At 59.9% G+C, this 12,666-nt stretch carries 12 protein-coding genes; 10 read left to right on the top strand and 2 right to left on the bottom strand.

The genetic code is table 11. The annotated features are described in order from the left end of the window. Positions 1-78: 78 nt before the first annotated feature. The 8 genes from CAF76_RS16280 to rpoS all read left to right on the top strand — a co-directional run bounded on the left by CAF76_RS16280 (position 79) and on the right by rpoS (position 7,285). A complete protein-coding gene (locus tag CAF76_RS16280) occupies positions 79-1,191 on the top strand; it encodes an S-(hydroxymethyl)glutathione dehydrogenase/class III alcohol dehydrogenase (protein WP_065259207.1) in 1,113 nt (370 codons plus the stop codon). 55 nt (positions 1,192-1,246) lie between these two features. After that, positions 1,247-2,092, top strand: coding sequence for an S-formylglutathione hydrolase (gene fghA, locus CAF76_RS16285; protein WP_085647801.1), 846 nt, complete (start codon positions 1,247-1,249; stop codon positions 2,090-2,092). 43 nt (positions 2,093-2,135) lie between these two features. Next, the gene (gene ispF / locus CAF76_RS16290; protein WP_064593803.1) at positions 2,136-2,609 is read left to right on the top strand and encodes a 2-C-methyl-D-erythritol 2,4-cyclodiphosphate synthase; all 474 of its coding nucleotides are present in this window, start codon (positions 2,136-2,138) and stop codon (positions 2,607-2,609) included. Further along, on the top strand, positions 2,606-3,664 hold the full coding sequence (gene truD, locus CAF76_RS16295; RefSeq protein WP_011332702.1) for a tRNA pseudouridine(13) synthase TruD: 1,059 nt from the start codon (positions 2,606-2,608) through the stop codon (positions 3,662-3,664). Before ispF ends, truD begins: the two co-directional genes overlap by 4 nt. Next, on the top strand, positions 3,652-4,401 hold the full coding sequence (gene surE, locus CAF76_RS16300) for a 5'/3'-nucleotidase SurE (protein WP_085647802.1): 750 nt from the start codon (positions 3,652-3,654) through the stop codon (positions 4,399-4,401). Before truD ends, surE begins: the two co-directional genes overlap by 13 nt. 41 nt (positions 4,402-4,442) lie before the next feature. After that, on the top strand, positions 4,443-5,078 hold the full coding sequence (locus CAF76_RS16305) for a protein-L-isoaspartate(D-aspartate) O-methyltransferase (protein ID WP_170844894.1): 636 nt from the start codon (positions 4,443-4,445) through the stop codon (positions 5,076-5,078). Positions 5,079-5,289: 211 nt separating this feature from the next. Then, entirely contained in the window at positions 5,290-6,171 is an 882-nt protein-coding gene (locus tag CAF76_RS16310) for a peptidoglycan DD-metalloendopeptidase family protein (RefSeq protein ID WP_085647803.1), read from the top strand. A gap of 106 nt (positions 6,172-6,277) precedes the next feature. Next, positions 6,278-7,285 carry an RNA polymerase sigma factor RpoS gene (gene rpoS / locus CAF76_RS16315; protein ID WP_007954831.1) on the top strand — a complete coding sequence of 336 codons (1,008 nt, stop codon included), beginning with the start codon at positions 6,278-6,280 and terminating at the stop codon, positions 7,283-7,285. Between the two features lie 489 nt (positions 7,286-7,774). On the opposite strand, the gene fdxA is transcribed toward rpoS, so the two are convergent. Both fdxA and mutS read right to left on the bottom strand, forming a co-directional pair. Continuing rightward, entirely contained in the window at positions 7,775-8,098 is a 324-nt protein-coding gene (fdxA, locus tag CAF76_RS16325) for a ferredoxin FdxA (protein WP_007908827.1), read from the bottom strand. Between the two features lie 163 nt (positions 8,099-8,261). Further along, a complete protein-coding gene (gene mutS, locus CAF76_RS16330) occupies positions 8,262-10,844 on the bottom strand; it encodes a DNA mismatch repair protein MutS (protein WP_085647804.1) in 2,583 nt (860 codons plus the stop codon). A 210-nt stretch (positions 10,845-11,054) separates the two neighbouring features. Between mutS and CAF76_RS16335 the strand changes: the two genes are divergently transcribed. Together CAF76_RS16335 and CAF76_RS16340 are read left to right on the top strand one after the other, a co-directional pair. After that, a complete protein-coding gene (locus CAF76_RS16335) occupies positions 11,055-11,789 on the top strand; it encodes an XRE family transcriptional regulator (RefSeq protein WP_085647805.1) in 735 nt (244 codons plus the stop codon). Positions 11,790-12,311: 522 nt separating this feature from the next. Continuing rightward, positions 12,312-12,650, top strand: a complete 339-nt coding sequence (locus CAF76_RS16340; RefSeq protein WP_085647806.1) for a phage holin family protein — start codon at positions 12,312-12,314, stop codon at positions 12,648-12,650. Positions 12,651-12,666: the final 16 nt, after the last annotated feature.

Genomic DNA, 12,666 nt, shown 5'->3' on the forward strand with positions numbered 1-12,666 from the left:
TCCGGATTATTCATCAAGCAGCGCTGGACTACACTGCCTGTCTGGTTTTTTATTTAATGGATTCACTGGAGAGTCAGCATGATCAAGTCGCGCGCCGCCGTTGCCTTCGAGGCCAAGAAGCCGCTGGAAATCGTAGAAGTCGATGTCGCCATGCCCAAGGCCGGTGAAGTATTGCTGCGCGTGGTGGCTTCCGGGGTTTGCCACACTGACGCTTACACCCTGTCCGGCGCGGACCCGGAAGGTATCTTCCCGTCGATCCTCGGCCACGAAGGCGGCGCCATCGTTGAAGCGATCGGCGAAGGCGTGACCTCGGTGGCCGTCGGCGACCATGTGATTCCGCTGTACACCCCGGAATGTGGCCAGTGCAAATTCTGTAAGTCGGGCAAGACCAACCTGTGTCAGGCCATTCGGGCCACCCAGGGCAAGGGCCTGATGCCGGACGGCACTTCGCGCTTTTCCTACAAGGGCCAAACGATTTTCCACTACATGGGTACTTCGACCTTTTCCGAATACACCGTGCTGCCGGAAATCTCCGTGGCCAAGATCTCCAAGGATGCACCGCTGGAAAAGGTCTGCCTGCTCGGTTGCGGCGTGACCACCGGTATCGGTGCGGTGATCAACACCGCCAAGGTGAAGCCGGGTGACACCGTGGCCATCTTCGGTCTCGGCGGCATTGGCCTGTCGGCCGTGATCGGTGCAGTGAAGGCCAAGGCCTCACGGATCATCGCCATCGACATCAACCCGGCCAAGTTCGAAATCGCCAGACAACTGGGTGCCACCGACTGCGTGAACCCGAAAGATTTCGATCGTCCGATCCAGGAAGTGATCGTCGACATGACCGACGGTGGCGTCGACTTCTCCTTCGAATGCATCGGCAACGTGCAACTGATGCGCGCGGCCCTCGAGTGCTGCCATAAAGGTTGGGGTGAGTCGGTGATCATCGGTGTTGCCGGCGCCGGCCAGGAAATCGCCACCCGTCCGTTCCAACTGGTGACCGGTCGCGTCTGGCGCGGTTCGGCGTTCGGTGGCGTGCGTGGCCGTACCGAGCTGCCAAGCTATGTCGACATGGCGCAAAGCGGCGAAATCCCGCTGGATACCTTCATCACCCACACCATGGGTCTGGAAGATATCAACAAGGCCTTCGACCTGATGCACGAAGGCAAGAGCATCCGCACCGTCATTCATTTCTGATCAATCGCGATACGACGGCTGCCGATGTGCAGCCGTGGCTGCGTAGGAGTCTTACATGAGTCTGGAAAACATCTCCTGTCAGAAAAGTTTCGGCGGTTGGCACAAGCGCTATCGCCATCGCTCCGAAGTGCTGGGCTGCGACATGGTGTTTGCCGTGTATCTGCCGCCGCAGGCCGAGCAGGGCGGCAAGTTGCCGGTGCTGTACTGGCTGTCGGGCCTGACCTGCACGGACGAGAACTTCATGCAGAAGGCCGGTGCCATGCGCATGGCGGCTGAACTGGGGCTGATCATCGTGGCACCTGACACCAGTCCGCGCGGCCCGGATGTACCGGGTGATCCCGACGGGGCCTGGGATTTCGGTCTCGGTGCAGGGTTTTATCTGAATGCCACGCAGGAACCGTGGTCGCGGCACTATCGGATGCATGACTACGTCGTGCAGGAATTGCCTTCACTGGTTGAAGCGCATTTCCCGGCGTCGGACAAACGCAGCATCAGCGGCCATTCCATGGGTGGTCACGGTGCGCTGGTCTGTGCGTTGCGCAATCCGGGGCGTTATCAGTCAGTGTCAGCGTTCTCGCCGATCAATAATCCGATTGATTGTCCGTGGGGCCAGAAAGCGTTCTCCCGCTATCTGGGCGAAGACCGTTCGAAGTGGCGCGAGTGGGATGCCTGTGCACTGATCGCCGAAGCGGACGAGAAACTGCCACTGCTGGTCGATCAGGGTGACCGCGACGACTTCCTCGCCACCCAACTAAAACCCGAAGCCCTGCAACAAGCGGCAAAACAAGCGGGTCATCCGTTGACGTTGCGTCTGCAACCGGGCTACGACCACAGCTATTTCTTCATCGCCAGCTTCATTGACGACCACTTGCAGCATCACGCACGCGCCCTGAAGGGTTAATGCAGGTAGAATCACGCCCTGACAAAATTCGGGGCGTTTTTTTATGCGTATTGGCCACGGCTATGATGTGCACCGTTTCGCTGAAGGCGATTTCATTACTCTGGGCGGCGTGCGAATCGCACACGGCTTCGGGCTGCTCGCTCACTCCGACGGTGACGTCCTGCTGCATGCCTTGAGCGACGCCTTGCTCGGCGCGGCTGCGCTGGGTGATATCGGCAAGCATTTCCCGGATACCGACCCGCAATTCAAGGGCGCCGACAGCCGAGTGCTGCTGCGTCACGTGGTCAGTCTGATCCACGCCAAAGGCTGGAAGGTCGGCAACGTCGACAACACCATCGTTGCCCAGGCGCCGAAAATGGCCCCTCATATCGAATCGATGCGCGCGCTGATTGCCGCGGATCTGCAAGTAGAACCGGATCAAGTGAACGTGAAAGCCACCACCACCGAGAAGCTCGGCTTCGTCGGTCGCGAAGAAGGCATCGCCGTGCATTCCGTTGCCTTGTTGCTGCGCGCATGAACGAACTGCAACTGCTCGGCCCGCGGGCCTATGGCGATGCCCTCGGCACCGCGGTCCTGAAAGCCATCGCCGAAGATTTCCAGGTCGATGAAGTCCTCGACATTCCGTTCAGCGGTGACGGCGAGCACCTGTGGATCTGGGTCGAGAAGCGCGGCTTGAATACGGAAGAGGCCGCACGCCGTATCGCCAAGGCCGCCGGCGTGCCGCTACGCACGGTGAGTTACGCCGGTCTGAAAGACCGTCAGGCGCTGACCCGGCAGTGGTTCAGCGTGCAATTGCCGGGCAAGGCCGATCCGGATCTGTCGGCGGCGGAAAACGACACGCTGAAAATCCTCAAGACCACTCGCCACAAGCGCAAGCTGCAACGCGGTGCGCATTCGGCCAACGGTTTCACGCTGCGTCTGACTCAGTTCAATGGCGACAAGGCCGCCATCGACGAGCGTCTGCAACTGATCGCCAAACAGGGCATCCCGAATTACTTCGGCGCCCAGCGTTTCGGCCATGACGGTGGCAACGTTGTCGATGCCCGCTCCTGGGCCGCGCGCAAGGCACTGCCGGAGCAGCGCAATGTGCGCTCGCGCCTGCTGTCGACCGCGCGCAGTTTTCTGTTCAATCAGGTGCTCGCAGCACGGGTCGCCGATGGCACCTGGCAGCGTGCCCAGGTCGGCGATCTGCTGGCGTTCACCGATAGCCGCAGCTTTTTCCCGGCCGGTGAAGCCGAGTGCAGTGATCCGCGTCTGGCGATTCTCGACCTGCACCCGACCGGTCCGCAGTGGGGCGAAGGTGACTCGCCGGCGGCCGGGGTTGTCCATGATCTGGAGCAGGGGATTGCCGCACGCGAGGCGGATCTGCGCGATTGGTTGATTAATGCCGGTATGAGCCACGAACGTCGCATCCTGCGGCTGCCCATTGGCGGGTTGACGTGGCATTATCCCGAGCCTGACATTCTGCAACTGGAATTCGTCCTCCCGGCCGGATGCTTCGCCACCGTATTGGTGCGCGAACTCGTTGATCTGGTGCCGGTGGGGCAGACGGACAGCCCATGCGTATTCTGATTTCTAACGACGATGGGGTGACTGCGCCCGGTCTTGCCGCGCTTTATGCTGCGCTGGCGGATTACACCGAGTGCGTGGTTATCGCCCCGGAACAGGACAAGAGCGGTGCCAGCAGTTCGCTGACACTCGATCGTCCGTTGCGCCCGCAATACCTGGCCAACGGCTTTATCAGCCTCAATGGCACGCCGACCGACTGCGTTCATCTGGGCCTCAACGGTTTGCTTGAACGTGAGCCGGACATGGTGGTGTCGGGGATCAACCTGGGCGCCAACCTGGGTGATGACGTGCTGTATTCCGGGACCGTGGCAGCCGCCCTCGAGGGCCGCTTTCTCGAGCGCCCGTCGTTTGCCTTCTCGCTGGTTTCGCGGCAGGTCGACAACCTGCCCACGGCCGCCTACTTTGCGCACAAACTGGTCGAAGCCCATGCCGGGCTCGATCTGCCTCCGCGCACGGTATTGAACGTGAATATTCCGAATCTGCCGATCGATCACATTCGCGGCATTCAACTGACCCGTCTCGGCCATCGCGCCCGTGCGGCGGCGCCGATGAAAGTCGTGGACCCGCGCGGCAAGGCCGGTTACTGGATTGCAGCGGCAGGTGATGCGGAAGACGGCGGGCCGGGCACCGATTTCCATGCGGTGATGCAGGGTTACGTATCCATCACTCCGTTGCAGCTCGATCGCACCTTCAATGATGCCTTCAGAGGTCTCGACGGCTGGCTGGAGGGGCTCAATTAATGGCTCGTGAACAAGACGACAGGCTGCGCAGCGGCATCGGGATGACGTCCCAGCGAACCCGTGAGCGCCTGATCCAGCGTCTGTATGAAGAGGGCGTTTCCAACGCCAGCGTGCTGGAAGTGATCCGTCGCACCCCGCGGCACCTGTTCGTCGATGAAGCGCTGGCGCACCGGGCCTATGAGGACACCGCGCTGCCGATCGGCAACAACCAGACCATTTCCCAGCCTTATATGGTGGCGCGCATGAGCGAGCTGCTGCTGGAGGCCGGGCCGCTGGATAAAGTGCTGGAGATCGGCACTGGTTCCGGTTACCAGACAGCGGTGCTATCGCAACTGGTCGAGCGGGTGTTCTCGGTCGAGCGCATCAAGGTGCTGCAGGATCGGGCCAAGGAACGCCTGGTCGAGCTCAACTTGCGCAACGTGGTGTTTCGCTGGGGCGATGGCTGGGAAGGCTGGCCGGCGCTGGCGCCGTACAACGGCATCATCGTCACGGCAGTCGCCACCGACGTGCCTCAGGCGTTGCTCGACCAACTGGCACCGGGCGGGCGGATGGTGATCCCGGTCGGCTCTGGTGAAGTGCAGCAATTGATGCTGATCGTGCGTGAAGAAAACGGCTTCTCCCGACACGTTCTGGGGGCGGTGCGTTTCGTGCCATTGCTTAATGGCCCGCTGGCCTGAGCATTTGTTCGAAGCCGCTGAATTCCTTTCGCGCGTGCCTGTCTTACAGCGGCAGCGAGTGTTTAAACAGGACGGATCGTCTACAAGCAAACGTGTGCGCCGAGCGATAGCGCTTCTATAAAGGTAAAGCCGGTTGCGCCCGTTATACTTGCGAAGTTTCATGCCGGAATCGGTATTCCACATTTTTCAGCCACCACAAAGGGAGCGGCGGGTGAGTCTCACAGTCATTGCGCAGCGTATGGGTAACACGAGCTTTCAGCGCCTGGTGACTGGCCTTGTCTTGAGCACCTTGCTGGTCGGTTGCTCCAGCACAAAATCGAGCAACGTTCGGGTCGTCGATCGCAACAATACGGTGGCCCAGCGTCCGGTCGTGACGACCGGGCAGTATGTAGTCCGTCCGGGCGATACCCTGTTTTCCATCGCTTTTCGCTACGGCTGGGACTACAAAGCCCTCGCCGCCCGGAACAATATTCCTACGCCATACACGATACATCCGGGTCAGACGATTCGCTTCGACGGCCGTACCGGTTCAACGTCGACGGCGGTCGTCAGCAACTCCGGTTCTTCAGCGTCTTCGTCCAGCAAAACCACGGTTATCCGGCGCCAGGCAAATGGCACGACAACCACCACAACCACGGGTTCCGGTGCGGCTTCGACGACGGTTGTACCGTCCGTCGCCAACAAGTCAACACCCGCTCCACTGCCTCCACCGGGCCCGGCCCCGACCGGCTGGGGATGGCCATCTAATGGCATTCTCATTGGAAAATTCTCTTCAAACGGTAGTTTGAATAAAGGAATTGATATCGCCGGAGATTTGGGACAGCCTGTTTTAGCTGCGTCTGATGGGACGGTGGTATACGCCGGGAGTGGCTTAAGGGGCTACGGCGAATTGGTCATCATCAAACACAGCGAAACCTACGTCAGTGCTTACGGACACAACCGTCGGCTGTTGGTACGGGAGGGGCAGCAGGTCAAGGTCGGACAGACAATTGCCGAAATGGGGTCAACGGGTACAGACCGGGTGAAACTGCATTTTGAGATTCGCCGACAAGGTAAACCTGTAGATCCGCTGCAGTTCCTGCCAAGACGTTGATTTGCAGACCAGCCTGTTCCGTCACGTAGAGGGGACAGGCTCCAGCGTTGCCAAGGATAAAGGCGTCGCTTGAGCTTGGGGTCGAACTCACCAAAGGACTATAACAATGGCTCTCAGTAAAGAAGTGCCGGAGTTTGACATCGACGATGAGGTTCTCCTGATGGAGACCGGCATCGATTCGGATTCGATGTCGAATGATGAAGGGGCTGCTCCACCTTCCGTTCGTGCCAAATCCAAACACTCCGCTTCACTTAAACAACATAAGTACATCGATTACACTCGGGCACTTGATGCCACGCAGCTGTACCTCAACGAAATCGGCTTTTCCCCTCTGCTCTCCCCGGAAGAAGAAGTTCATTTTGCGCGCTTGTCGCAAAGTGGCGATCCTGCCGGGCGCAAGCGCATGATCGAAAGTAACCTGCGGCTGGTGGTCAAAATCGCCCGGCGTTACGTCAATCGGGGGCTGTCGCTGCTGGATCTGATCGAAGAGGGCAACCTCGGATTGATCCGCGCGGTGGAAAAGTTCGATCCCGAGCGCGGCTTCCGCTTCTCGACCTACGCGACCTGGTGGATCCGTCAGACCATCGAACGCGCAATCATGAATCAGACCCGGACCATCCGGTTGCCGATCCATGTGGTCAAGGAGCTCAACGTGTACCTGCGGGCTGCACGGGAGCTGACGCAAAAGCTCGACCACGAACCTTCACCCGAAGAAATTGCCAACCTGCTGGAAAAACCGGTGGGCGAGGTCAAGCGCATGCTGGGCCTGAACGAGCGGGTTTCTTCGGTCGACGTCTCGCTGGGTCCGGATTCGGATAAAACCCTGCTCGACACCCTGACGGATGACCGTCCGACCGATCCGTGCGAACTGCTGCAGGATGACGACCTGTCGCAGAGCATCGATCAATGGCTCTCGGAGCTGACCGACAAGCAACGCGAAGTGGTGGTACGCCGCTTCGGCCTGCGCGGTCACGAGAGCAGCACGCTGGAGGATGTAGGCCTGGAGATCGGCCTGACCCGGGAACGGGTGAGACAGATCCAGGTGGAAGGCCTCAAACGCCTTCGGGAAATTCTCGAGAAAAACGGCCTGTCGAGCGAGTCGCTGTTTCAATAAGCCGGCCGCCTGACCGCTATGCAGAAAGCCCCGACTGGTTCGGGGCTTTTTGTTTGTGTGCTGAAAGCGGGAGGCATTCCCACCTTGTAGGTTTGCGCTGTAAGCCTTTGCTGACTGTATCGTAAGTGTTCGTTATTTTTACACTGCTGCCGAAGGCGATTGCGCTCATCGATGATCAATAAGATATTGATTTACATGGTTATTTTTGAATGTTAAGGGCTTATGACAACAGGTTCATGCGCTGAGAGCCGGTTGCCCCCTGCGGGGAACTCGCTAGTATCTGGGTTGTGTCGACGGATAGACACGCCCTTCAAGGAAGAGGGGAATGGACATCGCAGGACGCGATTCATCAGGACGATGAAAAGGAACACAGGGAATAGGGAAAAAATGTGGGCGGGTCAAACCGCCCCTTTTTTTGCCTGAAGAAAAGCCAAACCCGCAAAAACAAAAAGGCCCGCGAGGGGCCTTTTCATTCGAACGCGGGACAGATCAGCGTTCGAGGTCTTTGATCTTGCCTTTGACGCCATCCCACTCTTCGGCATCCGGCAGCGATTCTTTCTTCTCGGTGATGTTCGGCCAGATTTCGGCCAGCTCGACGTTCAGCTGAATGAATTCCTGCATTTCTTCCGGAACTTCGTCCTCGGAGAAAATGGCCACGGCCGGGCATTCCGGTTCGCACAGGGCGCAGTCGATGCACTCATCCGGGTGAATCACCAGGAAGTTCGGGCCTTCGTAGAAGCAGTCCACCGGACAGACTTCTACGCAGTCGGTGTACTTGCACTTGATGCAGTTGTCGGTGACGACGAAGGTCATTTCTAATTTTCTCCTCAGGCGGCGGCAGCGTTGCCCCTTCACGGTTGGGGTCGCCAGGTTCGGGAGCGATGTCTGCCAGCCAGGCTATTAGCCAGCAGCATCCCAAACCGCGCGAGATTCTAACAGCTTGAAGCCGTTTGCGTTATATCCGGTTCGTCGGTGCTTAGATCCGGTTCTTTAGTGCATAGAGCATTTCGAGTGCGCGACGCGGTGTTACGTCATCCAGATCGAGCTTGGCCAACTCATCCAGCACCGGATGCGGGAGGCTGGCAAACATGTCGCTCTGCTGCGGCGTCGCCGGTTTGCCCTTGACGGCCGGTTTTGGCGCCTCATGCGGCAGCGCGGTATCTTCCAGGCGGCTCAGGTGCTCACGAGCACGCACGATCACTTCGCTTGGCACACCGGCCAGCTGTGCGACCGCGAGGCCGTAACTCTGGCTTGCCGGGCCTGGCAACACATGGTGCAGGAACACGATGCGTTCATTGTGTTCGGTCGCATTAAGGTGCACGTTGGCCACCAGCGGTTCGGCTTCCGGCAACACAGTCAGTTCGAAATAGTGTGTCGCGAACAGAGTATAGGCCCGCAATTGCGCCAGACGCTCAGCCGCTGCCCAGGCCAGGGACAGGCCGTCGAAGGTGCTGGTGCCGCGACCAACTTCGTCCATCAGTACCAGGCTGCGCTCGGTAGCGTTATGCAGAATGTTCGCGGTCTCACTCATTTCCACCATGAAGGTCGAACGCCCACCGGCGAGGTCATCGCTGGAACCGATCCGGGTAAAGATCCGGTCCACCAGCGACAGTTCGCAGCTGGCCGCCGGCACAAAACTGCCGATATGCGCCAGCAGCACGATCAGTGCAGTCTGGCGCATATAGGTGGATTTACCGCCCATGTTCGGGCCGGTGATCACCAGCATGCGGGTGTTGTCGTCCAGGCTGAGATCGTTGGCCACGAACGGCGTGGTCAGCACTTGCTCGACCACCGGATGACGGCCCTGGGAGATGCGCATGCACGGTTCGCTGACGAACGTCGGGCAATTCAGGTCGAGATTCAGCGCACGTTCGGCGAGGTTGCTCAGCACGTCCAGCTCGGCCAGGGCACCTGCGGTGTCCTGCAGCGGCGGCAACTGGCTGATCAAATCTTCCAGCAGCGCTTCATAAAGCATTTTCTCGCGAGCCAGGGCGCGGCTCTTAGCCGACAGTGCCTTGTCTTCGAACTCTTTCAGCTCTGGCGTGATGAAGCGCTCGGCACCTTTGAGGGTCTGACGGCGAATGTAATCTGCGGGCGCCGACTCGGCCTGCTTGCTCGGCAGTTCGATGAAGTAACCGTGGATGCGGTTGTAGCCGACTTTCAGGTTGGCGAGGCCGGTGCGGGCCTTTTCCCGGGCTTCCAGATCAATCAGGAACTGGCCGGCGTTTTCGCTCAGCGACTGCAGCTCGTCGAGCTCGCTGTCGTAACCGGTTTTCAGTACGCCGCCGTCGCGGATCACCGCCGGCGGGTTGTCGATGATGGCTTTCTCCAGCAGCGCCGCCAGTTCCGGGTAAGTGCTGGTGGTGGTCGCCAGGCGTTGCAGGTGCGGCGCTTCCAGGTCAGCCATTGCCACTTGCAGTTCAGGCAACGCGCCGAGTGCATCACGCAGGCGGGCGAGGTCGCGAGGGCGGGCATTGCGCAGGCCGATCCGCGCCAGAATCCGCTCGATGTCGCCGATTTCCTTAAGCTGCGGTTGCAGGTTTTCAAAGCGATAGCGGTCGAGCAGGCAAGTGATCGAGGTCTGGCGCGCCAGCAACACGGTCAGGTCGCGCAGTGGACGGTTGAGCCAACGGGTCAGCAAACGGCTGCCCATGGCGGTCTGGCATCGGTCGACCACCGATTGCAGGGTGTTGTCGCGGCCACCGGCCAGGTTGGTATCGAGTTCCAGGTTGCGGCGGCTGGCGCCGTCCAGCACCACGGTGTCGTCCAGCCGCTCGTGGCGCAGGCTGCGCAGGTGGGGCAGGGCGGTGCGCTGGGTTTCCTTGGCATACGCCAGCAGGCAACCGGCGGCACCGATCGCCAGAGTCAGGGTTTCGCAGCCAAAACCTTTCAGGTCCTGGGTGGAGAATTGCTGGCAGAGACTTTTCAGCGCCGAATCACGCTCGAAATCCCACGGCGCGCGGCGACGAACGCCACGGCGTTTTTCCGCCGGCAGATCCTTCGGCCAATCATCCGGGATCAGCAACTCGACCGGGTTGACCCGCTCCAGCTCCGCCAGCAGGTTTTCCCAGCCCTTGATCTCCAGCACGGTGAAGTTGCCGCTGGTGATGTCCAGCACCGCCAGGCCGAACAGGCGCTCATCGCCCAGCACCGCCGCGATCAGGTTATCGCGACGCTCATCGAGCAGCGCCTCATCGCTGACCGTACCCGGGGTGATGATCCGCACCACCTGGCGCTCCACCGGGCCCTTGCTGGTGGCCGGGTCGCCGACCTGTTCGCAGATCACCACCGACTCGCCGAGCTTGACCAGTTTCGCCAGGTAGCCTTCCGCCGCGTGATACGGAATCCCGCACATCGGAATCGCCTGACCCGCCGACTGCCCGCGCGCGGTCAGGGTGATGTCCAGCAACTTTGCCGCCTTCTTCGCGTCTTCGTAGAAGATCTCGTAGAAGTCGCCCATGCGGTAGAACATCAGCTGGTCCGGGTGCTGATTCTTCAGGCGCCAGTACTGCTGCATCATCGGAGTGTGGGAGGACAGGTCGGAGACGGCTTTATTCATCGGATTGTCAGGCAACTCGTTCAAAGGTGTGGGGCAAAAGCGCGGCAGTGGCCGGGCTTTTCCGCGATGGGCGCAAGATTACCATGGGCGGTCTGTCGGACGCAGGCATCGCGGCCGGGTGACAGCGATCTGGCTTAAAAAGGTCGACTATGCACGATTTATGCAAATCAGCATTTGTCTTCGCGAAAAACTTCAAGCACTATGCGCGTTATGCAAAAACGCAACGTATCTACCGTCTTAAGAGCACTGCTCGACCAGCACGGGATCTCCCCCACGGAGCTTCACCGTCGCACCGGCGTGCCTCAATCCACGCTCTCGCGGATTCTCAGCGGGAAGATCGTCGATCCTTCGGACAAACACATCTCGAAGATCGCCGAATACTTCGCCGTGAGCACCGATCAGTTGCGCGGGCGCGCGGATGTTGCGCCCGCCAGCAACGGCGGACGCGACGAGTTGCATTCCGAACTCAAGGACATAAGCCTGTGGGACGACGACACGCCAGTCGATGACGACGAGGTGTCGGTGCCCTTTCTTCGCGAGGTTGAATTGGCTGCTGGATCAGGAAGATTCGTCATCGAAGAGAGCGAACGCTCGAGCCTGCGCTTCGGCAAGCGCAGCCTGCGCCATAACGGTGTGCAGTTCGATCAGGCCAAATGCGTGACGGTACGGGGCAACAGCATGTTGCCGGTGCTGCGCGACGGTGCCACGGTCGGGGTCAATGCCGGCAAGTGCGGGATCGGCGACATCATCGATGGCGACCTTTATGCGATCAGCCACAACGGTCAACTGCGGGTGAAGCAGCTCTATCGCCTGCCTACCGGTATCCGCCTGCGCAGCTTCAACCGCGATGAACACCCGGACGAGGACTACAGCTTCCAGGACATGCAGGAAGAGCAGATCGTCATCCTCGGTCACGTCTTCTGGTGGGGCATGTACGCCCGGTAACCTGATTCCTTTCTGACAAAACCCGCCTCGGCGGGTTTTTTTTCGCCTGTAGAAAACCGGCCAACCCTTGAATGGCGGGGCTTTCATGCATTCGCGCATTTCTTGTGCATAAATAAATGCATTTACGCATTGACTGTATATGCATCCATGCATATTCTTGCCACCAAGCCGCTCGACAAAGCGGCTGGCAACAACAGCTCTTTAGTTCCACAAGAACAGGCAGCGATGAACCGGCCTCAACGGTTCAGAGGGTTGGCAACTGGCCCGGGTGTGCAGCGTAAAGCACCAGAAGCAGTTATCCGGCGGGCAGGGACCGCGGTCGGAAAAACAATTTGAATGGACTCGTACCGCGCCAGTAGCGCCGAAAAGTCAGCTTCCTTCACGTACACAGGATTGAAGGAAGGCGAAGGAGCGCATTACTGAAAAGCCCGGCGAGCTGCCGGGCTTTTTGGAATGCCTGCCTCAAGAGAAAACGATTGAACCCAACACACACCACTCATCCATCACACCAGGAGGCGTGACATGACAAACGAGCAACAAGCGTTGGCGGACATGCCGATCTGGCTGGTCATCCTCCTTGCCGTCGTGGGCGGGGTGTCCGGCGAAATGTGGCGCGCCGACAAGGAGGGCGCCCGTGGCTGGCCACTGCTGCGGCGACTGGCCCTGCGCTCCGGCGCCTGCATGATCTGCGGCGTGTCGGCGATCATGCTGCTATACGCCGCTGGCATGTCGATCTGGGCCGCCGGGGCATTTGGTTGCCTCACGGCAATGGCCGGTGCCGACGTCGCTATCGGCCTTTACGAACGCTGGGCTGCCAAGCGTATCGGCGTCTGCGAAGTTCCTCCGCGCGACCCGCAGTAAACCCTTCACTTTCCTG

This window comes from Pseudomonas sp. B40(2017), from assembly GCF_002112855.1.
GTDB lineage: Bacteria > Pseudomonadota > Gammaproteobacteria > Pseudomonadales > Pseudomonadaceae > Aquipseudomonas > Aquipseudomonas pharyngis.

What these genes read in the sequence shown, in the direction of transcription:
- CAF76_RS16280 (WP_065259207.1), top strand. Translation starts at nt 79, where the DNA reads ATGATCAAGTCGCGCGCCGCCGTTGCCTTCGAGGCCAAGAAGCCGCTG.
- truD (WP_011332702.1), top strand. Translation starts at nt 2,606, where the DNA reads ATGAACGAACTGCAACTGCTCGGCCCGCGGGCCTATGGCGATGCCCTC.
- CAF76_RS16340 (WP_085647806.1), top strand. Translation starts at nt 12,312, where the DNA reads ATGACAAACGAGCAACAAGCGTTGGCGGACATGCCGATCTGGCTGGTC.
- fdxA (WP_007908827.1), bottom strand. Translation starts at nt 8,098, where the DNA reads ATGACCTTCGTCGTCACCGACAACTGCATCAAGTGCAAGTACACCGAC.
- mutS (WP_085647804.1), bottom strand. Translation starts at nt 10,844, where the DNA reads ATGAATAAAGCCGTCTCCGACCTGTCCTCCCACACTCCGATGATGCAG.
- CAF76_RS16305 (WP_170844894.1), top strand. Translation starts at nt 4,443, where the DNA reads ATGACGTCCCAGCGAACCCGTGAGCGCCTGATCCAGCGTCTGTATGAA.
- rpoS (WP_007954831.1), top strand. Translation starts at nt 6,278, where the DNA reads ATGGCTCTCAGTAAAGAAGTGCCGGAGTTTGACATCGACGATGAGGTT.
- fghA (WP_085647801.1), top strand. Translation starts at nt 1,247, where the DNA reads ATGAGTCTGGAAAACATCTCCTGTCAGAAAAGTTTCGGCGGTTGGCAC.
- surE (WP_085647802.1), top strand. Translation starts at nt 3,652, where the DNA reads ATGCGTATTCTGATTTCTAACGACGATGGGGTGACTGCGCCCGGTCTT.
- CAF76_RS16335 (WP_085647805.1), top strand. Translation starts at nt 11,055, where the DNA reads ATGCAAAAACGCAACGTATCTACCGTCTTAAGAGCACTGCTCGACCAG.
- ispF (WP_064593803.1), top strand. Translation starts at nt 2,136, where the DNA reads ATGCGTATTGGCCACGGCTATGATGTGCACCGTTTCGCTGAAGGCGAT.